This window comes from [Empedobacter] haloabium (genome assembly GCA_008011715.2).
Classification (GTDB): Bacteria; Pseudomonadota; Gammaproteobacteria; order Burkholderiales; family Burkholderiaceae_D; genus Rugamonas; species Rugamonas haloabia.
This window is the reverse complement of record CP136508.1, coordinates 6,454,157-6,478,808: the sequence shown is the minus strand read 5'-3', so window position 1 is coordinate 6,478,808 and position 24,652 is coordinate 6,454,157. Positions and strand designations below refer to the sequence as shown.

General features: G+C 66.9%; 24 protein-coding genes. 11 read left to right on the top strand and 13 right to left on the bottom strand.

The window, feature by feature from the left end; all coding sequences use genetic code 11:
- Nucleotides 1-64 precede the first annotated feature (64 nt).
- The 9 genes from E7V67_028320 to E7V67_028280 all read left to right on the top strand — a co-directional run bounded on the left by E7V67_028320 (nucleotide 65) and on the right by E7V67_028280 (nucleotide 8,631).
- A complete protein-coding gene (locus E7V67_028320) occupies nucleotides 65-1,537 on the top strand; it encodes a DUF4080 domain-containing protein (GenBank protein WUR13542.1) in 1,473 nt (490 codons plus the stop codon).
- Nucleotides 1,538-1,627: 90 nt separating this feature from the next.
- On the top strand, nucleotides 1,628-2,758 hold the full coding sequence (locus E7V67_028315; GenBank protein WUR13541.1) for an ABC transporter permease: 1,131 nt from the start codon (nucleotides 1,628-1,630) through the stop codon (nucleotides 2,756-2,758).
- Nucleotides 2,758-3,600, top strand: coding sequence for an ATP-binding cassette domain-containing protein (locus E7V67_028310; GenBank protein ID WUR13540.1), 843 nt, complete (start codon nucleotides 2,758-2,760; stop codon nucleotides 3,598-3,600). Before E7V67_028315 ends, E7V67_028310 begins: the two co-directional genes overlap by 1 nt.
- A 9-nt stretch (nucleotides 3,601-3,609) precedes the next feature.
- Nucleotides 3,610-4,548, top strand: coding sequence for an MlaD family protein (locus E7V67_028305; protein ID WUR13539.1), 939 nt, complete (start codon nucleotides 3,610-3,612; stop codon nucleotides 4,546-4,548).
- 13 nt (nucleotides 4,549-4,561) lie between these two features.
- Nucleotides 4,562-5,182: an ABC-type transport auxiliary lipoprotein family protein gene (locus E7V67_028300; GenBank protein WUR13538.1), complete on the top strand. Its 621-nt coding sequence runs from the start codon at nucleotides 4,562-4,564 to the stop codon at nucleotides 5,180-5,182.
- Between the two features lie 2 nt (nucleotides 5,183-5,184).
- On the top strand, nucleotides 5,185-6,351 hold the full coding sequence (locus tag E7V67_028295) for a VanZ family protein (protein ID WUR13537.1): 1,167 nt from the start codon (nucleotides 5,185-5,187) through the stop codon (nucleotides 6,349-6,351).
- A gap of 60 nt (nucleotides 6,352-6,411) precedes the next feature.
- Complete coding sequence (locus tag E7V67_028290; protein ID WUR13536.1) at nucleotides 6,412-6,732, top strand: ferredoxin; 321 nt, start codon at nucleotides 6,412-6,414, stop codon at nucleotides 6,730-6,732.
- Nucleotides 6,732-7,394 (top strand): alpha/beta family hydrolase, encoded by a 663-nt coding sequence (locus tag E7V67_028285; protein ID WUR13535.1) that lies wholly within the window; start codon nucleotides 6,732-6,734, stop codon nucleotides 7,392-7,394. Before E7V67_028290 ends, E7V67_028285 begins: the two co-directional genes overlap by 1 nt.
- 91 nt (nucleotides 7,395-7,485) lie before the next feature.
- Nucleotides 7,486-8,631: a D-alanyl-D-alanine carboxypeptidase family protein gene (locus E7V67_028280; GenBank protein WUR13534.1), complete on the top strand. Its 1,146-nt coding sequence runs from the start codon at nucleotides 7,486-7,488 to the stop codon at nucleotides 8,629-8,631.
- A 187-nt stretch (nucleotides 8,632-8,818) separates the two neighbouring features.
- Here the strand turns inward: E7V67_028280 and E7V67_028275 are convergent, their stop codons facing one another.
- The gene (locus tag E7V67_028275; GenBank protein WUR13533.1) at nucleotides 8,819-9,820 is read right to left on the bottom strand and encodes an MBL fold metallo-hydrolase; all 1,002 of its coding nucleotides are present in this window, start codon (nucleotides 9,818-9,820) and stop codon (nucleotides 8,819-8,821) included.
- Nucleotides 9,821-9,901: 81 nt separating this feature from the next.
- On the opposite strand from E7V67_028275, the gene E7V67_028270 reads away from it, so the two are divergent.
- Nucleotides 9,902-10,540: a TetR/AcrR family transcriptional regulator gene (locus E7V67_028270; protein ID WUR13532.1), complete on the top strand. Its 639-nt coding sequence runs from the start codon at nucleotides 9,902-9,904 to the stop codon at nucleotides 10,538-10,540.
- Here E7V67_028270 and E7V67_028265 read toward each other — a convergent pair.
- From E7V67_028265 to E7V67_028255, 3 genes are read right to left on the bottom strand one after another with little or no spacing between them, the layout of a single operon-like run.
- Nucleotides 10,525-11,925: a DUF4214 domain-containing protein gene (locus tag E7V67_028265; GenBank protein ID WUR13531.1), complete on the bottom strand. Its 1,401-nt coding sequence runs from the start codon at nucleotides 11,923-11,925 to the stop codon at nucleotides 10,525-10,527. The two genes, E7V67_028270 and E7V67_028265, sit on opposite strands and share 16 nt — an antisense overlap.
- Before the next feature lie 55 nt (nucleotides 11,926-11,980).
- Entirely contained in the window at nucleotides 11,981-13,075 is a 1,095-nt protein-coding gene (locus E7V67_028260) for an exo-alpha-sialidase (GenBank protein ID WUR13530.1), read from the bottom strand.
- 1 nt (nucleotide 13,076) lies between these two features.
- The gene (locus E7V67_028255) at nucleotides 13,077-13,346 is read right to left on the bottom strand and encodes a MoaD/ThiS family protein (protein WUR13529.1); all 270 of its coding nucleotides are present in this window, start codon (nucleotides 13,344-13,346) and stop codon (nucleotides 13,077-13,079) included.
- Between the two features lie 89 nt (nucleotides 13,347-13,435).
- Between E7V67_028255 and E7V67_028250 the strand changes: the two genes are divergently transcribed.
- Nucleotides 13,436-13,750 (top strand): hypothetical protein, encoded by a 315-nt coding sequence (locus tag E7V67_028250; GenBank protein ID WUR13528.1) that lies wholly within the window; start codon nucleotides 13,436-13,438, stop codon nucleotides 13,748-13,750.
- Here the strand turns inward: E7V67_028250 and E7V67_028245 are convergent.
- Genes E7V67_028245 through E7V67_028205 form a run of 9 tightly spaced genes read right to left on the bottom strand, consistent with a single transcriptional unit; the run spans nucleotide 13,747 to nucleotide 24,649 of the window.
- A complete protein-coding gene (locus E7V67_028245) occupies nucleotides 13,747-14,040 on the bottom strand; it encodes a 2Fe-2S iron-sulfur cluster-binding protein (protein ID WUR13527.1) in 294 nt (97 codons plus the stop codon). The two genes, E7V67_028250 and E7V67_028245, sit on opposite strands and share 4 nt — an antisense overlap.
- Before the next feature lie 2 nt (nucleotides 14,041-14,042).
- Nucleotides 14,043-15,491, bottom strand: coding sequence for a lipopolysaccharide biosynthesis protein (locus E7V67_028240; GenBank protein WUR13526.1), 1,449 nt, complete (start codon nucleotides 15,489-15,491; stop codon nucleotides 14,043-14,045).
- Nucleotides 15,492-15,507: 16 nt separating this feature from the next.
- A complete protein-coding gene (locus E7V67_028235; GenBank protein WUR13525.1) occupies nucleotides 15,508-16,521 on the bottom strand; it encodes a polysaccharide deacetylase family protein in 1,014 nt (337 codons plus the stop codon).
- Nucleotides 16,490-17,806, bottom strand: a complete 1,317-nt coding sequence (locus tag E7V67_028230) for a putative O-glycosylation ligase, exosortase A system-associated (GenBank protein ID WUR13524.1) — start codon at nucleotides 17,804-17,806, stop codon at nucleotides 16,490-16,492. The genes E7V67_028235 and E7V67_028230 overlap by 32 nt, the downstream gene beginning before the upstream one ends.
- Nucleotides 17,803-19,191 carry an AMP-binding protein gene (locus tag E7V67_028225; protein WUR13523.1) on the bottom strand — a complete coding sequence of 463 codons (1,389 nt, stop codon included), beginning with the start codon at nucleotides 19,189-19,191 and terminating at the stop codon, nucleotides 17,803-17,805. Before E7V67_028225 ends, E7V67_028230 begins: the two co-directional genes overlap by 4 nt.
- Nucleotides 19,188-20,315: a glycosyltransferase family 4 protein gene (locus E7V67_028220; GenBank protein WUR13522.1), complete on the bottom strand. Its 1,128-nt coding sequence runs from the start codon at nucleotides 20,313-20,315 to the stop codon at nucleotides 19,188-19,190. Before E7V67_028220 ends, E7V67_028225 begins: the two co-directional genes overlap by 4 nt.
- Entirely contained in the window at nucleotides 20,312-21,529 is a 1,218-nt protein-coding gene (locus E7V67_028215; GenBank protein ID WUR16362.1) for a glycosyltransferase, exosortase A system-associated, read from the bottom strand. Before E7V67_028215 ends, E7V67_028220 begins: the two co-directional genes overlap by 4 nt.
- A gap of 52 nt (nucleotides 21,530-21,581) precedes the next feature.
- Entirely contained in the window at nucleotides 21,582-23,477 is a 1,896-nt protein-coding gene (locus tag E7V67_028210; protein WUR13521.1) for an amidotransferase 1, exosortase A system-associated, read from the bottom strand.
- On the bottom strand, nucleotides 23,465-24,649 hold the full coding sequence (locus E7V67_028205) for a TIGR03088 family PEP-CTERM/XrtA system glycosyltransferase (GenBank protein ID WUR13520.1): 1,185 nt from the start codon (nucleotides 24,647-24,649) through the stop codon (nucleotides 23,465-23,467). The genes E7V67_028210 and E7V67_028205 overlap by 13 nt, the downstream gene beginning before the upstream one ends.
- Between the last annotated feature and the right edge of the window lie 3 nt (nucleotides 24,650-24,652).

Below are 24,652 nucleotides of genomic sequence, written 5' to 3'. Positions count from 1 at the left end.
GAAACGCCAGCGGCCACGCAAGGGGTAAAATGCGTGATTTCGCGCTTTACCTTCCGCTGCCGCCATGACGATCCTGCTCTCCACCCTGAATGCCCGCTACACCCACGCCTCGCTGGGCCTGCGCTACCTGCTGGCCAATATGGGCGAACTCAAGGAGCAGACCCGTATCCAGGAGTTCGTCATCGGCGCGAAAACGACGGAACTGGTCGAACGCATCCTGGCGCACGATCCGCGGATCGTCGGTTTTGGCGTTTATATATGGAACGTGGAGGAGACGGCGAAGCTCGTCGCGATGCTCAAGCGCGTTGCGCCGCAGATCGTCGTCGTGCTGGGCGGCCCCGAGGTGTCCCATGAAAGCGGCGAGCAGGCCATCGTGCAGCTGGCCGACTACGTGGTGACCGGCTGGGGCGACGTCACGTTCCCGAAATTGTGCGGCGAGATCCTGCACGGTCCCAAGCCCCTGATGAAGGTGCACGCAGGCGTGCAGCCACCCATGGCGGACATCGCCCTGCCTTACTCTTTATATAGTGACGAGGACATTGCCCACCGCACCCTATACGTGGAAGCCTCGCGCGGCTGCCCGTTCAAGTGCGAGTTCTGCCTGTCCGCGCTGGACAAGACGGCATGGCCGTTCAATATCGACGGCTTCCTGGCGGAGATGGACGCCCTGTACGCGCGCGGCGCGCGGCTGTTCAAGTTCGTCGACCGTACCTTCAACCTGAACATCAAGACCAGCTTGAAGATCATGCAGTTCTTCCTCGACAAGCTGGCCGCCCAGCCGGACGATCCCGTCTACGCCCACTTCGAGCTGGTACCGGACCACCTGCCGGACGCACTGAAGGAAGGCATCGCCAAGTTCCCGCCGGGTGCGCTGCAGTTCGAGATCGGCATCCAGAGCTTCAATCCGGTCGTGCAGGCCAACATCAGCCGCAAGCAGGACAACCAGAAGGCCGCCGACAACATCCGCTGGCTGTGCGAACACTCGCACGTGCACATGCACGTGGACCTGATCGCCGGCCTGCCCGGCGAAACGGTCGACAGCTTCGCCGCCGGCTTCGACAAGCTGTGGGCGCTCGGCCCGCACGAGATCCAGTTCGGCATCCTGAAGCGGCTGCGCGGCACGCCGATCATCCGCCACACCCAGGAATTCGGCCTCGTGTTCGACCCGCACCCGCCCTACACGATCCTGGCCAACCGCGACATCGACTTTCCCACCATGCAGCGCCTGGTGCGCTTTGCCCGCTACTGGGACCTGGTCGCCAACTCGGGCCGCTTCAACCACACGATCCACGTGCTGCTGGGCGAGCGCCCGTTCGACAGCTTCATGGCCTTCTCCGACTGGCTGTACGCGAACACGGACGCCACCCACCGCATCGCCCTGGACCGCCTGGCCGCGCTGGTCGGGCGCTGGCTGCAACAGCGCGGCATGGCTGTCGACGAGGCGGCGCAGCTGCTGGCGCGTGATGGCCACGGCGTACGCCAGAAGGTCACGACGACGGCGGCGCCGCAACGCCAGGCGCGTCACCTGGCGGCATGACACCCGGCCTGGACGGCTGTCAGCGTCGTCCGACACACTGTTGAGGCGGGCCCCGTAGCGAACGAAACGAATCTCACTTACACTGGCGACATGCCCATTGCACAAGAGCCAAGCTTAACTTTCCAACCCGGCGGCGCCGCGGGTGGCACGGTGACCGCCGACGGCACGTGGCAGGTACACGCGCTGGCGCACCGCAAGGTGATCAAGGCCCTGTCGGCCCGCCTTGACCAGGCCCACAAGGCCGGCAATGCGCAATGGGACCTGACGGCGATCGACAGCATGGACCACATCGGCGCCCAGCTGTTCTGGCAGGCCTGGGGCTATCAACGGCCCGCCTCCCTGAAGCTCGCCCCTGGCCAGGAGGAGTTCTTCAAGCGCCTGGAGGCCACCGGCAAGCTGGAACTGCCGCGCACCCGCACCCACCACATGGACTGGGTGACGACACTGGGTGCCGGCATCCTGCATTTCGCCGAACACCTGCAGGGCTTCGTGAAACTGATCGGCCAGGTCACGCAGGATACCTGGCGCTTCCTGAAAAGCCCGATCCGCGGACCGTGGAAGGAAATCTCGGCCAATATCTTCCACGCCGGCTTCCAGGCACTGGGCATCACCGCGCTGGTGGGCTTCCTGATCGGTGTGGTGCTCTCTTACCTGTCGGCGCAGCAGCTGCGCAACTTCGGCGGCGACATCTACCTCGTCAACCTGCTCGGCATGAGCATCATCCGCGAACTGGGGCCGCTGCTGGCGGCCATCCTCGTGGCCGGGCGCTCCGGCTCGTCGATCACGGCGCAGCTGGGCGTCATGCGCGTCACGGAAGAATTGGACGCGATGCTGGTGATGGGCATCTCGCATGGCTTCCGCCTCGTGCTGCCAAAAGTGGTCGCGCTGGCGATCTCGATGCCGCTGCTCGTCATCTGGACCGACTGCATGGCCCTGATCGGCGGCATGGTGTCGGCCAAGATCGAATTGAATCTGTCCGCGCGCTACTTCATCCAGAAGCTGCCGGATGCCGTGCCGCTGGCGAACTACATGATCGGCCTGGGCAAAGGCGCCGTGTTCGGCATGCTGATCGCGCTGGTGTCGTGCCACTTCGGCCTGCGCATCCAGCCCAACACGGAAAGCCTGGGGCGCGGCACGACGACCTCCGTGGTGACCGCCATCACCGTCGTCATCCTGGCCGACGCGGTGTTTGCCATCGTCTTCAATGGAGTGGGCTTCTGATGAGCGACCAGGTCGACGCACACGATGACGAGCAACGCAGCTGCTCCGAGGCGCCGGGCGAGCTGACGCTCGACGGCAGCGTGCCGGTCGTCGAGATCCACGGCCTGCAGACGAAGTTTGGCCGCACCGTCATCCACAACGACCTCGATCTGACGATCGAGCAGGGCGAAATCATGTCGATCGTGGGTGGCTCCGGCACCGGCAAGACCGTGCTGCTGCGCCAGATGCTGGGATTGGAGCGTCCAAGCAAAGGCTGTGTGCGCATCTTCGGCGAGGACATCACGCAGGCCACCTCGACCCAGCTGCAGCTGCTGCGCAACCACTGGGGCATGCTGTTCCAGCAGGGCGCGCTGTATTCGGCGCTGACGGTGTTCGAGAACATCGCCCAGCCGATGCGCGAACTGCGCGTGCTGCCGCACGACTTGGTGCGCGACGCCGTGCTGCTGAAGATGAACATGGTCGGGCTGGGCCCCGAGCATGCCAACAAGATGCCGTCCGACCTGTCCGGCGGGATGATCAAGCGCGTCGCCCTGGCACGCGCCCTGGCGCTGGAACCGAAGCTGCTGTTCCTGGACGAGCCCACGGCGGGCCTCGATCCGGACCGGTCCGAAAGCTTTGTCTCGCTGATCAAATCCCTGCACCGGGAACTGGGACTGACGGTGGTGATGGTGACGCACGACCTGGACTCGCTGTTCGCGCTGTCCACCCGCATCGCCGTGCTGGCGGAAAAGCACGTGATCGCCGTGGGCCCGACCAGGGACGTGATCGAAGTCGACCACCCGTTTATCAAGGAGTTCTTCCTGGGCGACCGCGGCAAGCGGGCCCTCGAGGCACTCCAATAAGGAGCAAGCATGGAAAACCGCGCACATGCGTTCATGACCGGCATCTTCACGCTGACCCTGCTGGTCGCGGCCGTCCTGTTCGGAATCTGGTTCAACCGCGACCGCGTCGAATACGCGCCCTATCTGCTGGCCACCAACCTGTCCGTGCCGGGCCTGAATCCGCAGGCGGCGGTGCGCTACCGCGGGCTGGAGGTGGGCAAGGTGGACGCGATCGATTTCGACCCGCAGACCACGGGCCAGATCCTGATTCACCTGAGCATCGACCCCGCCACGCCGATCACGAAGACCACCTTCGCCACGCTGGGCTACCAGGGCGTCACGGGCATCGCCTATATCCAGCTGGACGACAAGTCGGTCGGCTCGCCGCGCCTGGCGACCAACCAGGACAACCCGAGCCGCATCCCGCTGCATCCGGGCCTGCTGGACGAACTGGAAAAGCGCGGCAAGGCGCTGATCACGAAGGTGGAAGAGGTGTCGAACCAGGTCAACAAGCTGCTCAGCGAGGAAAACCAGAAGACCATCCTGGCCGCCTTCTCCGACGTCAGCGCGGCGGCGCAGGAGTACCGGGCGATCCCGCAGCGCCTCGGTCCCACCATCGACCGGCTGCCGGCGCTGGCCAACAAGGCGGAAAGCGCGTTCCGCTCCGTCGACACGCTGGCCCAGGACGTCACGCGCCTGTCGCAAAGCCTGCAGGGCCCGGACGGCGCCATCACGCGCATCACCGGCGCGGTCGACCGCACCGCGATGTCGGTCGAATCGGTCGCCACCGGCGCGGAACTCGATACGCTGCCGAGCATCACGGCGCTGACCGACGAAACCCGCTCGTCGATGCGCGCCGTGCGCCGCACGATGAACACCCTGAACGACCGCCCGCAAAGCATCCTGTTCGGCGCGCCGGCCCCCACGCCGGGCCCGGGCGAACCCGGCTTCGCGGCACCGGCTCAATGACAAGGACGATCCGATGACTCATCCCTTTACGCCGCGCCTGGCCGGCATCGTGGCCTGTGCGGCCCTCATCGCCGGCTGCGCCAGCAGCAAGGGGCCGAACCAGACCAGCTACGATTTCGGCCCCATCGGCACGCCCGCCGCGACACAGGCGGCGCCGGCCACGAGCGCGTTCCCGGCGCTGGTCGTGGCCGACGTCACCGGCCCCGCCATGCTGGACAACCAGCGCATGTTCTACCGCCTGCTGTATGCGGACGCCCAGCAGTCGCGCCCTTACGCCTACAACCAGTGGAGCGCCACCCCGCTGCAGCTGTTGTCGCAACGCCTGAAGGCGCGCATCGCCCAAGGGGGGATCAAGGTGCTGTCCACGACCGATGCCAGCGGCGGCGTGCCGCTGCTGCGCCTGGAGGCGGACGAGTTCTCGCAGAACTTCGACAGCGTGACGCAGAGCAGCGCGACGATCACGCTGCGCGCTTCCGTGTTCCGCTCGCACCGCCTGGTGGACCAGCGCACCTTTACCCGCACGCTGCCGGCCAGCAGTGCCGATGCGCCCGGCGGCGCGCGCGCGCTGGCCGCCGCGTCGGATGCCGTCGCCGCCGATATCCTCGCCTGGTTGGCCACGCTGCCGGCCCAGTAAGCATGACGGTGGACGGGACACAGGAGCAGCAGCCGGCCCCCGGTGTGCCGGAGCCCGCGCGCGCCCATCGCGGCTCGCCCGTGGCGCGCGCCACCCTGCTCGCGTACCTGCTGCTGATCGTCTATGCCAGCCTGTTTCCCTTCTCCGGCTGGCACAACCAGGGCTTGTCGCCGCTGCTGTTCCTGGAGCACACGGCGATGCCGCGCTACTGGACCAAGTTCGATGCCTCGATCAACGTCATCGGCTATATCCCGTTCGGCACGCTGGTCGCCTACGCGCTGCACCCGCGCATTCGCGGCATCCTGGCCTTCCTGCTGGCCGCGCTGACCGGCATGCTGGTGTCGGGCGCGATGGAAGCGATCCAGACCTACCTGCCCAGCCGCGTCTCGTCCAACCTGGACTTCTATACCAACAGCGCCGGCTGCGCGCTGGGAGGGCTGATCGGCGTGCTTACAGCGCGCAAGCTGCTCGACACCAGCCACCTGTACCGCCTGCGCCAGCGCTGGTTCGCCCAGCACGCCAGCCAGGGCCTCGTGCTGGTGGCGCTATGGCCACTGGCGCAGCTCTACCCTTCGTCCTTCCTGTTCGGTCAGGGCCAGGTGCTGCCCATCCTGTCGGACTGGCTGAGCCGCCTGATGGAGGCGGACATCGACCTGCTGTCGTACGTGCGGCCGGAACCCGACCTGAGCGTCGAGCAATACTGGTTGTCCGAAACGATCGTCACGGCCTGCAGCATGGTGGGCGCGGCGCTGACCCTGATGTGCCTGATGCGCCGGACCGCGCCGCGCGCCCTGTTGGCGGCCGGGCTGCTGGCCGGGGCCATCACGGCCAAGACGCTCGCCTCGGCCCTGCTGTTCGCGCCGGAAAATGCCTTCGTGTGGATCACGCCAGGCGCGCAGGGCGGCTTCCTGATCGGCGGCATCATGGTGGCCGGGCTGGCGTTCGCGCCCCAGGCAGCGCAGCGCCGGCTCGGCATCGCGACCCTGATCCTCAGCATCATTGTTGTCAACAGCACCCCCGTGAACCCGTACTTCAGCGCCACCATGCAGACCTGGGTACAAGGCAAATTCTTGAACTTCAACGGCGCCGCCCAGTTCCTTTCCCTGCTCTGGCCCTTCTTCGCGCTGTGGTTCCTGTGGCTGCCGTCCCATAAACTCAATCGCGCCTGAGCGGGTATCATTACGCCTGCGCCGCCGACGCGCCGGCCCTACCACAACAACGAGGCAAGCATGAGCGACACTCCCTATTTCAAGCATCACGTGTTCTTTTGCATGAACACCCGTGATGACGGCCGCGAGAGCTGCGGCCCGCGTGGCGCCGAGCAGGCGCAGAAACACGCCAAGAAACGCTGCAAGCAACTGGACATCAACGGCGCCGGCAACGTGCGCATCAACCAGGCCGGCTGCCTGGACCGCTGCGAGCACGGCCCGGTGCTGGTCGTGTACCCGGAAGGCACCTGGTACACCTACGTCGACACGTCCGATATCGACGAGATCATCGACAGTCACCTCGTCAACGGCAAGCCCGTGGAAAGGCTGAAGATCAAGTGATGAACAAGAATACCAAGCACTTCACGATGCAGGGCCACGCGGGCCTGATGGAAGGCCTGATCGACATGCCGCTGGACGGCAAGAAGCCGCGTGGCATCGCCCTGGTCGCCCATCCGCATCCGCTGTACGGCGGCACCATGGAAAACAAGGTCACGCAGACCTTGGCGCGCGCCTTCGTCGCGCTGGACTACGTGGTGGCCCGCATCAACTTCCGCGGCGTCGGCCAGTCCGAGGGCACGCACGACCGCGGCCACGGCGAGACCGACGACATGGAGCTGCTGTACGCGCACATGACGGAAAAATTCCCCGACCTGCCGGTCGCGCTGGCGGGCTTCTCGTTCGGCACCTACGTGCAGTCGCAGCTGGCGCAGCGCCTGGCCGCGCGCGGCACGCCGGCCGAGCGCCTGGCCCTCGTCGGCAGCGCGGCGGGCAAGTGGCAGATGGCCGACATCGCGCCGGACACGATCCTGATCCACGGCGAAAACGACGACACGATCCCCGTCCAGGCCGTGTTCGACTGGGCCCGTCCGCAGGACGTGCCGGTCGTCGTGATCCCGGGCGCGGACCATTTCTTCCACCGCAAGCTCGGTCACATCAAGAACTGGGTGATCGCCCTGTGGCTGGGCAAGCAGCAGCAAAAGGACGACCCCGAGGACGCCTGAGCGCCTATAATGTCCCGGCCGCGCGGCGCCACAGCCGCGCGTTTCGTCGTTTCCGCCGTTTTTTTTGCACCTCTTTTACGATTCCAGATCAATGAAAAAACTGCTCGCGGCGCTGGTGTCCAGCGTCCTGATTCTCTCTTCCGCCGCCGCCCAGACCGTTCCCGCACCGACCATCGCCGCCAAGTCCTGGCTGCTGCTCGACGCCACCAGCGGCCAGGTGATCGCCGCGCAGGACCCGAACATGCGTGTCGAGCCGGCCTCGCTGACCAAGATCATGACGGCCTACCTGACCTTCATGGCCCTGCGCGACAAGAAGCTGGAACTGAACCAGATGGTCAACGTGTCCACCCGTGCCTGGAAGGTCGATTCCTCCAGCTCGAAGATGTTCATCGACCCGGCCGTTCCGGTTTCCATCAACGACCTGCTGCACGGCCTGATGATCCAGTCGGGCAATGACGCCGCGGTGGCACTGGCCGAGGCGGTGGCTGGCGACGAAGGCACGTTCGTCACCCTGATGAACCGCGAGGCGCAGCGCCTGGGCATGACGAACTCCAAGTTCGCCAACCCGCACGGCCTGCCGAGCCCGGACAATTACACGACGGCGCGCGACCTGTCGATCCTGGCCAAGCACGTGATCCAGGACTTCCCGCAGTTCTACAAGATCGACTCCATCAAGAGCTTCACCTACAACAAGATCACGCAGCAGAACCGCAACCGCCTGCTGTGGCTGGACCCGAGCGTGGACGGCATGAAGACCGGTCACACCGAATCGGCCGGCTATTGCATGGTCGCGTCCGCGCACCGCCCCAGCGGCAACCTCGACCGCCGCCTGATCTCGGTGGTAATGGGTACCAACTCGGACGCAACCCGCACCGCCGAAAGCCAGAAGCTGCTGAACTGGGGCTTCCAGAACTTCGATACCGTCAAGCTGTATGCGAAGGGACAGGCGGTCGATACGCCGCAGGTGTGGAAGGGCGCGAAGAACAACGTCAAGATCGGCTTCCGCCAGGACGTGATGGTCACGGTGCCGAAGGGCGTGGCCGGCAAGATGAAGCCTGTGCTGGAACGCAAGGACCCGCTGGTGGCGCCGCTGGGCGAAGGCACCAACGTGGGCAAGCTGAAAATGGTCGTGGACGGCAAGCCGATGCTGGAACTGCCGGTCGTGGCGCTGGAATCCGTCGAGCAGGCCTCGATCTTCGGCCGCGCCTGGGATGCGATGCGCTTGTGGATGAAATAAGCCGGCATCGTCCGCTCTTGCAAAGCCAGCCTCGGGCTGGCTTTTTTATTGGCGACGCCGAAATCGAATCGGTAAGTCGCAATCGGGACAGCCTCCAATGCCGCTCGCGTCGTTAACCCAAGACCAGGAACCGGGGTCAGACCCGTCGGGTCTGACCCCGGCTCTGCGGTTTTGGGTGTAAGAACGTCTACGCCTGGCGCCACCATTGCTGGTCCGCTTGCGGCGCGGCGATCGACAGCGGCGCGCCGATAACGGGTGTGGCCAGCCGCTGGCCGCGTTGCTCGGCCAGCGCGGCGATGCGGTCGAACGGCTCGTGCCATGGATGGAACGCCAGGTCGAACGTACCGTTATGGATCGGCATCAGCACGGCACCGCGCAGGTCGATGTGGGCCTGCATGGTCTCTTCCGGCTGCATGTGGATGTCCGGCCATTGCGGATCGTAGGCGCCCGTCTCCACCATCGTCAGGTCGAACGGCCCGAATCGGTCGCCGATCGCCTTGAAGCCGCGGAAGTAGCCCGAGTCGCCGCTGAAGAACACCTTGCGCTCGCCGTGCCGGATCACCCACGAGCACCACAGGGTGCTGTTGCCGTCCCGCAGGCCGCGGCCGGAAAAATGCTGCGCCGGCGTGCAGGTCAGCTCCACGTCGCCCAACGCGATGCCCCGCCACCAGTCCAGCTGGTGGACCTTCGCGGCCGGCACGCCCCACTTCACCAGCAGGTCGCCCACGCCCAGCGGCGCGACGAAATGGTCGGCTTTGGCCGCCAGCGCCAGCACGGCGGCGCGGTCCAGGTGGTCGTAATGATCATGTGACAGGATCACGCCGGCCAGCGGCGGCAGCTCATCCAGCGCCAGCGGCGGCTGGTGGAAGCGCTTCGGGCCCAGCCACCGCAACGGCGACGCCCGCTCCGCAAAGACCGGGTCCGTCAACCAATAACGCGCGCCCAGCTTCAGCAGGACCGTCGAATGCCCCAGCCGGAAGACGGTGTCGGCCGGCGCCGCGTCCAGGTCGGCACGGCTGAGCGCCTGCACGGGAAGCGGCGCCGCCGGTACGCTGTCCGCCGGCTTTTCGGTCAGCATTTTCCACATGATCCCCAGCGTCTTGCGCAGGCCCGCACGGTGCATGCGTGCCGGATTGCGGAAGCGGCCATCCTGGATCTGCGGGGAGGTGTGCGCGGCGGTCGTCGTCATGGAAGCCTCATCGTTAAAATTACACTACACAGTGTAGTTTCAATTTCCGAGAAAGTAAACCGGTCGGTGTAAAATATCCGCATGTCCCCACCTATTTCACAGCGCCTGACAGACCGCAAGCGCGCCGACATCGTGCAGGCGGCGATCGCCGAGTTCCGCGTCAACGGCTTCGAAGCGACCAGCATGGACCGCATCGCGGCCACGGCCGGCGTCTCGAAGCGTACCGTCTACAATCATTTCCCCAGCAAGGACGACCTGTTCGCCCAGATCCTGCAGGAGCTGTGGCAGTGCAGCGCGGCGGTGGACGCGATCGCCTACCGTCCGGACACGCCGCTGCGCGACCAGCTCGTTGCCCTGCTGACGCACAAGATGGCCCTGCTGCGCGACCCTTATTTCCTGGACCTGGCGCGCGTCGCCATCGCCGAGGCGATCCATACGCCCGCGCGGGCGCACAGCATGGTGGCGAAGCTCAGCGAGAAGGAAGAAGGAGCGGCGGCATTCTTGCGCGCGGCCCAGGCGGACGGCCAGCTGAAGGCGGGCGACCCCGCATTCATGGCCACGCTGCTGCAAGGGCAGCTGAAGACGTTTGCGTTCTGGCCCCAGGTGGCGATGGGACAGCCGGCACTGGACGACGCGCAGCAGGCAGCCGTCGTCGCGACGGCCGTAGACATGTTCCTGGCCTACTGGGGCAATACCGGGCTGGCTCAGGCGGCCGTGTAAGGCACGTAATCGAAGCCCTTGCTGAGGACACCAATTAGCGCCGCCTGGTTCTCGGCACTTTCGCTGAAGCCGATCAGCACCTCGGCCTTGCTGACGCCATTGGCCAGCTGCGTCATCCAATGGGCAAAGCCGGCTGCCTCCGGTTCTCGGTGCAGGACGTTATTGTACAGCCGGGTGACGAAGACGTCGTTGGCCGGATTGTTGCTGCCATAGGTCGAGGCAAACTCCAAGCTGTTCATGAAGCCGGCGGCGACGCTGGTCAGCGACCAGCCGTGCTCCAGCTTGTCGATCCAGAAGCCCAGCCCGGGCTCGTCCGGCGCCCGGTTGAACGCTGCCTGATACAGCCGGTAGGCCGCGCTGCCAAGCGCATCGGTGGCAAAGGAGACGGTCTTGTCGGCAAACCGGATGCGCTCGACATCGGTCAGCGTGTCGGTGCCGTCCCAGCCCAGCAGGTCGTTGACGACATACGCCGAGCCCTGCCGGGTAATCGTGTAGTCGCTGCGCAGCCCGCCGTACAGCACCAGGTCGCTGCCCGCCCCCGCCGCCAGGACATCGTTGCCGGCACCGCCCACCAGGGCATCGTCGCCGCCGAAAGCCGTCAGCACGTCGTTGCCGAAGCCGCCCTGCAGTATGTCCGGACGGGCGCCGCCGTTGATCGTGTTGTCGCCATAGTCGCCGGTAAGCCGGATGCCGCCCGTGGAATTGAGGCCGTTCGAGCCGCGCAGGCCGTCTCCACCGTAGAGCCAGTCCAGCGCGTCGATGTCGAACTCGCTGAACTCGGAGCGGATGTAATTGTCGTACGTGTACGACATCAGCGTGTACGCCGTCGTGTCGTACTGCTCGGGCAATCGGATGCTGCCTTCGAACGGATGTTTCAGGCCCAGCATGTGGCCCAGCTCGTGCAGCAGCGTTTCATACCCGTAGCCGGCGGGCGCGAGATCGGCGTTGTCCGCGGCATATTGCGCGTTGTCGAGATAAATGATCGCGTCCGCATCGTAATTGTTCAGGATGCCGTTGCCGTCCGCTGTATAGCTGGCCTTCCAGCTGGTCTCACCGGCCGCCCCCGCATCCAGGACGTTGGCGTTGACGAAGTGCACCTGGGCCGCCGTCGCCAGCGACGTCTCGACAAACTGGATGCCCGTCACCTTGCTGAGGTAAGCCATCGCGCCGCGGGCATACGTCTGCTGGCTGGCACTGAAGGCCTGGACCCCTCCCGTGATCTCGGCGTTGGCGGTTGCCGAGGCGTGCTGGGTATTGAACGTGTAATACAGCGTGTTCGCCGGATTCCCGGTCAGGTAATTCCAGTCCGGCCCGGTATCGAGCAACGCATCGATGTGGGTCAGGCCGGAGAGAGGAGTGGTGGTGATATCGGAAAGAATTGCCACGGCACGCTCACGACATAATGTAAAAAGCCATTATTTTCCAGCAAGAAATCCGTCGTCAATCGTATTCCGTCAGCACTGTTGCATAAATGGGTGGCAGATGCGCAGTCACCGTTTGCCAGGTCTTGCCGCCATTGCCTGAAGTCCATACCGACCCCGTGGTCGAGCCCATCAACAGCGTGCTGCCGGTCCTGTCCACGGCGAGCGCGTGCCGGTACACCAGGTCATAGCAGTGCTGTTGCGGCAAGCCGGACCGTAACGTTTCAAATGTGGCGCCACCGTCATCGGTGCGGTTGACGGCAAGCGCCGCGTCAACCGGCACGCGCTGCTCGTCGGCCGTGGCGGGGACGAACCACGCGCTGCCGCCATCGTGCGGATGGGCCGCCACGGCAAAGCCGAACGAGGACAGCGGCGCGGCCACCTGCTCCCAGGTCGCGGCGTTGTCGGTGGAGCGCCAGATGCCGCTATGATGCTGGCACCACAGCACGTCGGGCTGCGCGGCGCAGCGCACGATACGGTGCGGGTCCTGGGCGGCGCCCTGCTCCATCAGCTCGGGCGGCATATAGCCGGCCGCCATGCCCTTGGTGCGCAGCCGCCAGGTGGCGCCGCCGTCACTGGTCAGCCATACGCCGCCGCAGGAGACGGCCACCAGCACGCTGGCGCTGTCGCGCGGGTCCACGCAAATGCTGTGGATGCCGGGCGAGTCGTAGCCGCCACCGAACCATTGCGTGCGCTCGGGTACGTTCCACAGGCTTTCCACCAGTTGCCAGCTGGCGCCGCGGTCGGACGAGCGAAACAGGCCGCCCGGCAGCGTTCCGGCCCACAGCACGCCGGGTTGGTCGGCACCGCCGGCGGCCAGGGTCCAGATCATTTTCAGCGACCAGTCGATCGCATCGTCGCTGCCTTCCGGCTTGGCCGGATAGACGGGGACGCCCACTTCCGTCCAGGTGGCGCTGCCGGCGTCGCGGCGGTGCAGCTTGGCGCCGAAATGGCCGAGATGGAGGGCCGCGTAGGTGCTGCCGTCGCGCGGATCGTGCAGCACGGCCGATACCGGATCGCCCGGGAAGTGCGGTGACGCCAGCTGCCAGGCGCCGTCCTGCCAGGTCAGCTCGAACAGGCCCTTGCGGGTCGCCAGCAATGCACGTTCGGTCATGTCAGCCTCCTGATAGGGCCTGCAGGATGTGGATGGTGGAATCGGGCCTGAGCGGATCGTCCAGCCGGACGCGCTCGCGCGTGCGCCGGCCGTCGATGAAGATGACGACGTTGTCGCGCAGCCGGTCCTGGTCGTCCAACACGTAACCGCGCAGGCGGCTGTTGGCGGCGAATACGTTGTCCAGCGCGGAGCGCAAGGTCGTGGCATCCGTCGCCAGTTGCGGGACGGGCAGGAAGCGCGCCAGCTGTTGGGTGAAGACGATCGTGGCCATGGTGTCCGCGGGTGCCGATCGGACAATTCTAGCGCGGTCGCGGCAGGCTTTGGCCTAGAATGGCCACATAAGAGTCACTGGAGCCACAGATGTCGATCACCCCGCGGGAGCTGGAACTGCTGATGCAGGAAGTGGAGCAGGAAGACCCCATCGATTTCGCCGACCTGCCGTTCGACGAGCATGACCTGCGCGGCATCGTCGCCAAGCACCTGTGCGAGATGGCCGACGCGATGGAATCGTTCAGCGACGAAGACCGGCGCCTGACGCTGCTGGCCGTCGCCGCCAAGCTGGTGCTGGAAAACCTGGTGCTGCACGTGCAGCTGCTGCGGCGCCACGGCCTGCCGCTGAACGACCAGACCGAGGCGCTGCTGGCCCGGCTGCGCAAGCCGGACACACCGGACTAACCCGTCCCCTCGATGCGCCGTGCGGCCGGAATCGTCAACGTGATGTCGGCCAGCGCGACCGCCACGCACGGCAGCACGTCGTGCGCCCGCTTTTCGTCCAGCGACAGCCCCGGCCACTCGACCGTATAACGCACCGTCCCGCCGTCGCTGGCGCAATAACAGGTGCGGCAGGTGCCGTTGCGGCAGGAACTGGGCAGGCGGATGCCGGCCCGCTCGGCCGCGCGCAGCAGCGTTTCCCCTTCGGCCGCGTCGAACTGCCAGCCTTGCGGCGCGATCGTTACACGCGGCATGGTCAGGCCGGCTGTCCCTTGCGGCGCACCATGCGCCATACTTCCAGCACGGCCGTGCGGTTGACCAGGCAACTGGCCACGGCATACACCAGCGCGCCCACGCCGACCTGGATCGCCAGCGCGACACGCCGGTCCGCGATCTGCTCCAGCGTGCCGTGCGTGGCCATCACGGCCGCGTACATCGCACCCGCCGCCAGCATCGCCGGCAGCATGCGCGCCGCCACCTCGGCCAGCCCCAGGCCGATCACGCCCAGCATGCGCTGCAGGTTGATCAGCAGGACCACGGGATAGGCCAGGGCCCAGGCCAGCGCCACGCCAAAAATACCCCAATGCGTGCCGACATAGAACGCCAGCGGCATCACGGTGCAGGCGACGATGCCGTTCTGCAGTGCGATGCCGGGCCGGCCGACGGCATCGGTTACCGCCGGGAGGAACTGCACGACGGTACGGAAGGGCATGATCAGTGCCAGAACGCGCAGCGGCAGGATCGCGCCCTGCCAATGCTCGCCCAGGAATACCAGCACGATGTCGCTGGCCGTGCTGGCCATGCCCCACAGGACCGGAAACGCCACCAGGCTGACCAGTTCGAATGCCTTGAGCAACTGGCGCGCGATGGCGGCGCGGTCGTGCTGGTAGCGTGCCAGCGCGGGAAACGCGACCTGGTTCAGGATCGACGACACCCGCTGCACCGGCAGGCTGGCCAGGTGCAGCGCGACGGAGTACACGCCCAGGACCTGGCCGCCCAGCATGCGGCCGATGATGACGGTGTCGGCCTGGGTGAAAAAGAACCACAGGAAGCGCGAGGCGGACACCTTGCCGCCGAACGTCAGCAGGGCGCGCATGCCGTCCCAGGAAAACAGCGGCAGGTAGGGAAAGCGCGCGACGACGTTGACGGCCACCGTGCGCCACAGCGCGCCGCCCAAGGTGCCCCATACCAGCGCCCAGACGCCGTGGCCGGTCCAGGCCAGCAGCAAGGTGGCCACGCTGGTGATCACCGCCGTGCTCAGGTCCAGCAGGGAACGCGCGCGGAAGTTCAGGCCGCGCTGCAGCAGCACTTCGGAGACGAGGCCGAATGGCGCCAGCACGAACTGCAACGCCAGCACGCGGATCACGAGTGTCAGCTGGGCGTCGCCAAAGAAGGTCGCCATCAACGGCGCGCCCGCGACCAGTACCAGTACCATGGCGAGATTGACCAGCACGAAGATACCGTACGCCTGGCGCAACTCCTGGGTGCTGACTTCCTTGGCCTGCACCAGCGCGGGCGCCAGGCCCATCTCGATGAACATCGCGCACCAGGCCAGGAACACGGTCGCCATCGCCATCAGCCCGTAGTCGGCCGGCGCCAGCAGGCGCATGACGATGATCGTGATGGCCCACGTGATGATCTGGCTGGCGAACTTCGCGCCGGCCATCCACTTCAGTCCATGCAGGACGTCCTTCTTTAACGACATGCTTGCTCTCGAATCTTCATGCCAGCTGGGCGCTGTTGGTCAGATTGCGCGCCAGGCGCAGGATGAACCGCAGACGGCCGCGGTCCCATGGGGTGAAGCGGGGCAGCTGGAACGGGTCGGGCTTGCCCCGGCTGGCGCCCCAGGACGTCGACACGGCGCCCTCGAAACGCAGGTCGCGCGCCATCGCCACGTGCTGCGGCAGGTAGTCCTCGCCCGGCTTGCCGTTCGGGTAGGCGAACAGGCTGACGTGGGCGCCGATGATGTCTTCCAGCGCCAGCTTGCCCTGGGCGATCTCCTCGCGTGCCTGGGCGTCCGGCAGGCGCGCCAGGATCGGGTGGTTGACGGTATGCGCACCGATCCCCATGCCGGCCGCGTGCAGCTTGCGTACCTGGGCGCTCGTCATCATCAGGTCGCCCGGCAGCGCGCAGCCGGCCAGGTCGGCCAGCCGTTGCACCTGCGCCAGCCGCTCGGCCATCGGCAGGTATTTCAGCTGGCCGATCAGCGCGGGAATGGCGCGCTGGCGCTCGGCCAGCGTATGCAGCGGGTGACGGCCCAGCCCGAGGGCCGAGGCATCGAGCACGCCGTCCGGCGCCGCGCGTACCAGTTCGATGACGCTGTCGTTCCACATGCGGCCGCCGTTCAGGAAGCCCGTCGCCACGAAAAACGTCGCGTGCAGGCCGTGCTGCTGCAGCACCGGCAGCGCCACCTCGGCATTGTCGGCGTAGCCGTCATCGAACGTGATCGCGGCGGCCCGGGGCGGCAAGGTGCCGGCCTTGGCCATCCGCACCGCGTCGAGCAGCGGCAGCACGTTGAAGCGCGACGCCAGCGCGGCCATCTGATCGGAGAACTCGGCCCGATCGACTTCGCCCGGGAACAGCGGATCCTTGCGGGGCAGTACGCGGTGATAGATCAGGATCGACAGGCCGCGCCGCCCGCCGGGCGACAGCAGCGACAGCAGGCTCTTTTCCAGCAGCGGCGCGCCGGCGGCACCGTGCTGCTCAGCGGACCGGATCATGTTCGAGGTCTTCATCAAGTTCGTCCTGTACGGTGGGCTGCGCGGCCAGCTGGGGCGCCAGCGCCTTTTTCTCGCGCTCGACGATCATACGCGTCGCCACCATCGCCGCCATCAGATAATACGGCACGTCGAAATACACCAGGCTGAGGAAGGCGCCGCCCACCATGAAGCCCAGCAGGCTGACCTGGATCATCCTGGCCAGGTTGGCGGCCCACGCCAGCTCGGCATGCGGTCCGGCCGCGCGCACGATCCAGGAGCCCGTGCGCCAGGTCAGGAAGCCCAGCATCAGGTAGATGCCCAGCCCGATCCAGCCATGCTCGCCCAGTACCTGGAAGTAGATGCTGTGCGCCGCGTGCACGTCCTCCGGCACCGGCGCATAGCGCTCGAACACTTCCGGGTCGTAGATCTCGAAACCGCCGCCCATCAGGCGGTCGTTGGCCAGGTTGTAGGCCATCTTCCAGGCGTTGATGCGGCCCATCGCCGATTCGTCCTGCTGGTATTCGTCGATCGTGTCGATGCGGGCATGCCACTGCTCCGGCATGAACACCAGCGCGAACGGCACGCAGCACAGCAGCAGCACGCCGATGACGGCCTTATGGTTGCTCTTCAACCAGAAGAACACCAGCATCATGCCCATCGCGATGGCGGCGCCGCGCGAATAGGACGCCAGCGACGCCAGCGCGCACAGGAACATCGACGCCACCATGGCCCGCCTGGCCCACTTGTGCGTCAACAGGCCGTACAGGTAGTACATCAGCGGGATCGTCATCACGAGTGCCAGCGCGATCTCGTTGTTACCGTCGATGAAGGTGCCGATCGGGCCCCACACGCGGTACTGGCCGCCGCTACGGATCGTGAAGATGCCGCCCTTGGTGCCGTAATAGCCGATCGAGACCACCACCGTCCAGATCAGCCACTCGACGTGCAGGCGCTTACGCACCAGCATCAGCACGACGATGGTCATGCCCATGATTTTCAGGACCTTGACCAGCTGCGTGCCGATCTGCTCGGGATGGATGGCGAAGACCGAGGTGAGGCACATCCACACGACGAACAACAGGAACGTGGCCGTCACGGGCGTCAGCGGCAACCGGTAGGTGCGCTTCGCATTCGTCAGCATCGCCGCCACCGTGACGACGGCGATGATCGCGGCGAACGGAAAGTCGCGCGCGAAGCCCCAGCCCTGCGAGTGCGGGTTCATCACGCTGATCCAGATCCACATCACCATGCCGAACGACGGCCGCTTGAAGATATACGGCAGCGATGCGAACACCAGCAACGTGACGATCACGTCCCTCATGCGGCCGCTCTCCCCGCCGCCACCTTGCTGACGACATAGCGGAACTTGCCGGACTTCTCCGGCGCGATGGCATCGACCTGCTCGACCTGCACCGCGACGCCCGCGCCCAGGCGCGCCCTGAAACCCTTCTCGATGTGCGCGCGCAGCGCCGCATCCAGCGGCGCATCCAGCACGACCTGCACGTGAGTCAGTGCCAGGCTCTCCTGGGTGATCTTGAATGCCTTGACCTGCGGCAGGTCACGCAGGATATACACCAGCGCCAGTCCATGCATGACGGTGCCGTCCTGGGCGACCAGGAAGTCGGTGCTGCGACCCTGGATCTCCTGCAGCAGCGGCAGGCCGCGGCCGCAACCGCAGGGCTCCTTGCCCAGCACGCCGATGTCGCCGGTGCGGTAGCGGATGAACGGGAAGTCGCCGGTGGCCAGGTGCGTGACGACGATCTCGCCCGATTGCCCACGCGGCACCGGCCGGCCGGCACCGTCGATGATCTCGACGATGATGTCCTCGGCCGTGATGTGCATGCCGCCGTGCGGACACTGGTGGGCGATGAAGCCGGCGTCGCGACCGCCGTAGCCGTTCGCGACCGGGCAGCCGAAGGTCTCGGCGATCTGGGCGCGCTGCTCGTCGTACAGCCGCTCGGAGGTGACGAACGCGACTCGAATGCCCAGGTCGTCCATACGCTGGCCCTTGGCCTGGGCATGGCGGGCGATGTGCGACAGCGCGGACGGGTAGCCGAACAGCATGCGCGGCCGGTGCGCGCGGATACGGGCGACAAAACTGTCCAGCTTCGGGGCGGACATCTCGAACGCCGGCAGCAGATGCGTGCGCAGCAGGCGGTCGCGCAGCGCCCGTACGCGATCCTGCGCGCCCAGCTCGATGGGCGAACCCCACACGACGATTTCCGGATCGCCGATATCGACGTTCCACCAGCGCGTGGCGCGCCACTTGGCCGCCACGTCATGGCTGACGCGCTCCTTGCCGATATAGAAAATCAGCGGCTCGCCGCTGGAGCCGCCCGTATTGAACCGCGCCAGGCCGACGGCATCCTGCGCCTTCAGGCGGTCCACGTTGGCGCGGATGACCGCCTTGTCCATCAGCGGCAGCCGGGCCAGGTCGTCCAGCGACTGCACGCCGGCAGGGTCGAATCCCAGCTGCTGGAACAGGTCGCGGAAGTACGGCACCTTGTCCTGCGCGCGCGCCAGCAGGCGGCGCAGCCGCACCAGTTGCAGGTCGCGCAGGCGTTCTTCCGGCCAGTACTGCGACGCCTCCAGTTGCTTGCGCACGGCCACGCTGCTGTGCTGCTTGACCCGCTCGTGCAGCGGGAACAGCAGCTTGGTGACAAGGGCCGTGTAGGGCGCCGGACGGTAGCGTTCGACCGTGTTCATGGCTGCCTCACCGGCGATGCGCTGGCGCGCGCTTGCATCACGGCGCGGTACACCGCCAGCAGGCGCGGGCGCACGCTGTGCCACGTATATTGCTGCACCTGGCGCAGGCCCGCGTCGCGCAGGGATGCGGCCAGTGCCGGCTCGGCGGCAAGGCGCAGCACCGCTTCCGCCATGGCCTGCGGCGCTTGCGGTGGCACCAGCAGCGCCGTGCGGCCGTGTTCGACCAGGTAGGGCACGCCGCCGACATCCGTGCTGACGACGGGCACGCCGCACGCCAGCGATTCCAGCACCGAGTTCGGCGTATTGTCGACCAGGCTGCAGTTGAGCATGACGTCGGCGTCCTGGTACAACGCGGCCATGCCGGCATTGTCGACGCGCCCGGTAAACGTCACCGCCTCCGTCAGCCCCAATTGCGCCGTCAGCGTTTCCAGTTCCGCGCGCAGCGGGCCGGAGCCGGCAATGACGAGCGTGGCGTGCGGATCGTGCGCGCGGATCAGCGCCAGCGCGCGCAGGGCCGTCGCGTTGTCGTAGATCGGCTCCAGGTTGCGCGCCACCAGCAGGCGCAGGCCCTTCTTGTCCCCCGGTCCGTTCGGCGCGACCGAAAAGCGCTCCAGGTTGACGATGTTGGGCACTATTTGCGTGGCGAAGCCGAATTTGCCGAACACGTGTTCCAGGAAGCCGGAGGGCACGATGACGGCATCGGCGCGGGTCAGGCTGGGCCGCACCCAGCCCTGCGCGCGGCGCAGGAAGCTCTCGGCTTCGCCGCCCCGGTAGTTGATGACCACGGGCGTGCCGCGCAGCCGGGCGATCCAGATCGCCGGCGCCGCGAACAAATGCCACGACCAGCCGGAATTGGCCATCACGTGGAACACCTGCACTGTTCCCGCCGTGCGCCACAGGCTGGCCAGGTAGGGCAGCAGGCGGAACACGGCACGCAGGCCCTTGATGCGGCCGGCCCAGGCCGGACGGTATGGCGCGTTGACCTGCACCGTCTCGACCTCGATGCCCTCGCCGCGCAGCAGCGCGGCCAGCTGCAAGGTCTGGTTGGCCATGCCGCCGGACGGCGGCGGCAGCGGCCCCACCAGACCCACCCGCAGCGTGGCGCTGGAAGCCACGTCGCTCATGGCCGCTCCCGCGCAGGCACCAGGCTGCCATACACCTTGCGGTAGCGGCTCACGCTGGCGGCCCAGTTGCGCTGTTCCTCGACGAAGCGGCGACCCTGGGCGCGCAACTGCGGCCAGCTCGCAGGGGCGTCAAGCAGCGCCAGCACCTTTGTCGCCAGCGCGGCCGGGTCGCCAGCGGCAAACAGTACGCCGGTGCGGCCGTCCTCGATCAGCTCGCGGTGGCCACCCACGTCGGACGCCGCCAGCAGCCGGCCCTGCGCCATCGCTTCCAGCGGTTTCAAGGGCGTCACCAGGTCGGTCAGGCGCATTTTCAGGCGCGGGTAGCACAGCACGTCGACCAGGTCGTAGTAGCGCTGCACCTCGCTGTGCGGCACGCGGCCGGTGAACACGACGGCATCGGCCACGCCCAGCGCCTCGGCCTGCTGGCGCAGCGCCGCATCCTGCGGGCCGCCGCCGACCAGCAGCACGCGAAGGTCGGGCCGCCTGGCGCGCATTGCCGGCAGCGCGTCCAGCAGCACGTTCAGCCCCTCGTAGGCGTAAAACGAGCCGATGAAGCCCAGCACCGTCTTGCCTTCCAGGCCAAGCCCGCATGCCAGTGCGGTATCGCGTACGCCATCCACGCTGAAATCGCCGACATCGACAGCGTTCGGGATCACCTCGACCTTGCGCGCGGGGATGCCGCGGCCGACGATCTCGGCGCGCAGCCCTTCGCAGATCGTGGTGGCGGCATCGACGCGCTTGAGCGCCCACGTTTCCATCGCCCGCGTCAGCCGGTAACGCACGCCCCATTCCTTGCTGGTGCCGTGATCGACCGCCGCGTCCTCCCAGAACGCGCGGATTTCGTAAACGACGGGGATGCCCAGCTTGCGGCCGACGCGCAGCGCGGCCACGGCGTTCAGCGCCGGCGAATGCGCATGCAGGATGTCGGGGCGCACTTCCTGCGCGACCTGCAGCAGCCGGGTCGCAAGGCGGTCGATCACGGCCAGCTGGTTCAACACCGGCATGCGTGCCAACGGCCCCTGCGCCGGCGCCGTACGGTGGAAGCGCAGGCCATCGACGAGCTCCTGGCCGTCCGGCGCGTCGCCCTGTTTCGGGCTGGTGATGTGATGGGTCTCCCAGCCCAGCGCGCGCTGCTGCTGCAGGATGGAACGGGTACGGAAGGTATAGCCGCTGTGCAGCGGGATCGAGTGATCCAGCACGTGCAGGATGCGCAGCGCCCTCTGGGCCGGCGCGGCGGTGGCGAGGAAGTCGGAAGTACCCATCGGATCAGCCTTGCAGTTCTTTTTTCAGAAACGCCTCGAACATCAGCAGCGTCCAGATCGGGGCGCTGTAGTCGCGCCGGCCGGACTGGTGCTGCTCGACCATCTCGGCCAGGAATGCCGTGTTGAACATGCCGGTGGCGGCCAGGTTGGGCCCCAGCAGCGAGGCGCGCACGCGCTCGCGCAGCGGGCCGCGGAACCAGGCCGCCAGCGGCACCGCGAAGCCCTGCTTGCGGCGGTACAGAATGTCGTGCGGCAGGTACTTTTCCATGCTCTTCTTGAAGATGTACTTGCCTTCGCTGCCCTTGAGCTTCATCTCGGGTGGCAGGCCGGAAATCCACTCGACCAGCTGGTGGTCCAGCAGCGGCACCCGCACCTCCAACGCGTGCGCCATGCTGGCGCGGTCGACCTTCGTCAGGATGTCGCCCGGCAGGTAGGTCTTCATGTCGAGGTACTGGATCATCGACAGCGGGTCGTCCGTCGGCGCACGGTTGGCATGGCCGCGCATCACGTCGATGGCCCGATAGCCCTGCAGGCCGGCGCGGAAGCTGTCGGAAAAGAGCTGGCGGCGCATCGCGTCCGTCATGATCGACACGCCGTGGAAGTAGCCCTCGACCAGGTCGCGCGACAGCGCCTCGAACGTGGTCTTGGCGCGAAACACGCGCGGCGCCCAGTCGGCCTTCGGATAGTATTTGCCGAGGGTGCCGAACAGCGGCTTGCGCAGCGCCATCGGGATCCGTCCGCGCACGCTTTCCTCGGCCATCGCATAGCGGTAGCGGCGGTAGCCGGCCAGGTTCTCGTCGCCACCGTCACCGGACAGCGCCACCGTCACGCGCTGGCGCGCCAGCTGGCATACCCGATAAGTGGGAATGGCCGAGCTGTCGGCATACGGCTCGTCGTACAGGTCCGACAGGGTGTCCAGCAGCGCGAAGTCGTCCGTGTCCACCGTCTCGACATGGTGGTCGGTATGGTATTGCTGCGCCACCTGGGCGGCGTAGGCCGATTCGTCGTAGGCCTTGTCGCGGAACGCGATCGAGCAGGTGTTGACGGCGCCCTTGGTCAATCCCGCCATCGTGGCGACGACGGCGCTGGAATCCACGCCGCCGGACAGAAACGCCCCCAGCGGCACCTCGGCCACCAGCTGGCTGCGCACCGAGTCGCGCAACCGTTCCACCAGCTCGCCCTGCGCGTCGCTTTCCGTCATCGCATGGTGCAGCTTGAACGGCACGTCCCAGTACTGGCGCGGCTGCGCCAGCGGTTCGCCCACCTTTTGCAGCAGGCGGAACCCGGGCGAGAGCTTGAACGCATGCCGATAGATCGTCTTCGGTTCGGGCACGTAGCCGTAGGCGAAATAATCCTCCACGGCGCGCGGGTCGATGTCGCGCGGCAGGCCAGGCAGCGAGCGCAGCGCCTTCAGTTCGGAGCTGAACGCGAACAGGCCATCGGGCAGCATCGCGTAGAACATCGGCTTGACGCCCATGTGGTCGCGCGCCAGGAACATCACCTGCCGGTTGCGGTCCCACAGGCCGAAGGCGAACATGCCGCGGAAGCGTTCGACGCAGGCCTCGCCCCACTCTTCCCACGCATGCACGATCACTTCCGTGTCGCTGTTGGTGCGGAAGGTATGGCCCAGCGCTTTCAGTTCGGCCGTCAGCTCGCGGTAGTTGTAGATCTCGCCGTTGTAGCAGACCATCACGCTGCCGTCTTCGTTGCCGAGCGGCTGCTGACCCGAGGCGATGTCGATCACCGACAGGCGGCGGTGGCCGAAGCCGACGCCGGGCTCGCGGTAGATGTCGCCCTCGTCCGGGCCACGATGGTATTGGGTGTCGTTCATCCGGCGCAGCAGCGCCTCGTCGATGTCGCGCTTGCCGCGCGTGTCCAGCAATCCGACTATTCCACACATGATGGCACCGCCCCTTTTTTGGTCTTGATCTTGCGTTCGCACAGGCTGTCGTACATGTCCTGGTACGCGGCCACCATCGCGGCCATGCTGTATTTGCGCAGCACCCGCTCGCGCCCGGCGGCGCCGTGCTGTGCGGCCAGTTCCGGCGACAGCACATATTGCTCCAGCGCCGCCGCCAGCGCGGCGGCATCCGACGGCGGCACCAGGAAGCCCGTGCTGCCGTTGGCGATCACCTCCGGGATGCCACCCACGCGCGTACCCACCACCGGCAGCGCGGTGGCCATCGCCTCCAGCGCGGAGCCGGGTGTGCCTTCGGCGATCGACGACATGGCGAAGATGTCGAAGCCGCGCAGGATGTCCGCCACGTCGGTACGTGCGCCCGGCAACCAGACCACGTCGGTCAGCTCCAGCGCCGCCACCCGGTCGCGCAGGCGCTGCAGCAGCGGACCGTCGCCGACGATGGCCAGGCGCAGCAGCGCCGTGTGGCGCGGCAGCCGTTGCCGCAGCAGCGCGAACGCCTCGACCAGGGTGGCGTGGTCCTTCACGGCCTGGATGCGGCCGACGGTGCCGATGACGACATGGCCTGGACCGAACGGCTGGGCGCTGGCGACAATGGCCTCGCCGTGCGCACGCGGCCGGAAGCGCTCGGCATCGATGCCGTTGGCCAGCATCCGGCTCTTGCGGGCCGGGACGCCGATGATGTCCCGGTTCCAGTCTTCCATCGCCGCCGAGTTGGCATAGCAGCAGTGATAGAACGGCACCATCAGGCGGCGCAGCAAGTTGTGCTTGCGGTTCTTGCCTTCCGGGTCGTCGGCATCGCGGCCATGGGCGCCGTTGACGCGCACCGGCACGCCCGCGGCCAGGGCCACCGGCGCGTATTCGATGGCCGACAGGTTGTACGAGTGCAGCACCGCCGGCCGCAGTTCGCGCAGCAGCCGCCACAGCGCCGCGTGCGTCGCCAGCGACAGGCCGGGCTGCTTGTGCAGGGCGTGGATCGTCACGCCGGCGCGCGTGATCTTCTGCGCGAAGGCTGGGTTGTAGTCGGTCAGGCAGACGACCGCGTGGCGGTAGCGCTCGGCCGGCATGCGGTTGATGCGTTCGACCATCAGCGACTCCAGGCCGCCGAAGTCGAGCCGGTAGATCAGGTGGACGATGAGTGGCGTGTCGTTCATGGT

Bases quoted from the DNA above. Each gene is read 5' to 3' on its own strand.
- E7V67_028250 (WUR13528.1), top strand. From the start codon at position 13,436: ATGTCGATCACCCCGCGGGAGCTGGAACTGCTGATGCAGGAAGTGGAG.
- E7V67_028220 (WUR13522.1), bottom strand. From the start codon at position 20,315: ATGAGCGACGTGGCTTCCAGCGCCACGCTGCGGGTGGGTCTGGTGGGG.
- E7V67_028280 (WUR13534.1), top strand. From the start codon at position 7,486: ATGAAAAAACTGCTCGCGGCGCTGGTGTCCAGCGTCCTGATTCTCTCT.
- E7V67_028260 (WUR13530.1), bottom strand. From the start codon at position 13,075: ATGACCGAACGTGCATTGCTGGCGACCCGCAAGGGCCTGTTCGAGCTG.
- E7V67_028285 (WUR13535.1), top strand. From the start codon at position 6,732: ATGAACAAGAATACCAAGCACTTCACGATGCAGGGCCACGCGGGCCTG.
- E7V67_028205 (WUR13520.1), bottom strand. From the start codon at position 24,649: ATGAACGACACGCCACTCATCGTCCACCTGATCTACCGGCTCGACTTC.
- E7V67_028235 (WUR13525.1), bottom strand. From the start codon at position 16,521: ATGAAGACCTCGAACATGATCCGGTCCGCTGAGCAGCACGGTGCCGCC.
- E7V67_028315 (WUR13541.1), top strand. From the start codon at position 1,628: ATGCCCATTGCACAAGAGCCAAGCTTAACTTTCCAACCCGGCGGCGCC.
- E7V67_028290 (WUR13536.1), top strand. From the start codon at position 6,412: ATGAGCGACACTCCCTATTTCAAGCATCACGTGTTCTTTTGCATGAAC.
- E7V67_028320 (WUR13542.1), top strand. From the start codon at position 65: ATGACGATCCTGCTCTCCACCCTGAATGCCCGCTACACCCACGCCTCG.
- E7V67_028270 (WUR13532.1), top strand. From the start codon at position 9,902: ATGTCCCCACCTATTTCACAGCGCCTGACAGACCGCAAGCGCGCCGAC.
- E7V67_028310 (WUR13540.1), top strand. From the start codon at position 2,758: ATGAGCGACCAGGTCGACGCACACGATGACGAGCAACGCAGCTGCTCC.
- E7V67_028245 (WUR13527.1), bottom strand. From the start codon at position 14,040: ATGCCGCGTGTAACGATCGCGCCGCAAGGCTGGCAGTTCGACGCGGCC.
- E7V67_028295 (WUR13537.1), top strand. From the start codon at position 5,185: ATGACGGTGGACGGGACACAGGAGCAGCAGCCGGCCCCCGGTGTGCCG.
- E7V67_028225 (WUR13523.1), bottom strand. From the start codon at position 19,191: ATGAACACGGTCGAACGCTACCGTCCGGCGCCCTACACGGCCCTTGTC.
- E7V67_028240 (WUR13526.1), bottom strand. From the start codon at position 15,491: ATGTCGTTAAAGAAGGACGTCCTGCATGGACTGAAGTGGATGGCCGGC.
- E7V67_028230 (WUR13524.1), bottom strand. From the start codon at position 17,806: ATGAGGGACGTGATCGTCACGTTGCTGGTGTTCGCATCGCTGCCGTAT.
- E7V67_028300 (WUR13538.1), top strand. From the start codon at position 4,562: ATGACTCATCCCTTTACGCCGCGCCTGGCCGGCATCGTGGCCTGTGCG.
- E7V67_028275 (WUR13533.1), bottom strand. From the start codon at position 9,820: ATGACGACGACCGCCGCGCACACCTCCCCGCAGATCCAGGATGGCCGC.
- E7V67_028210 (WUR13521.1), bottom strand. From the start codon at position 23,477: ATGTGTGGAATAGTCGGATTGCTGGACACGCGCGGCAAGCGCGACATC.
- E7V67_028305 (WUR13539.1), top strand. From the start codon at position 3,610: ATGGAAAACCGCGCACATGCGTTCATGACCGGCATCTTCACGCTGACC.
- E7V67_028255 (WUR13529.1), bottom strand. From the start codon at position 13,346: ATGGCCACGATCGTCTTCACCCAACAGCTGGCGCGCTTCCTGCCCGTC.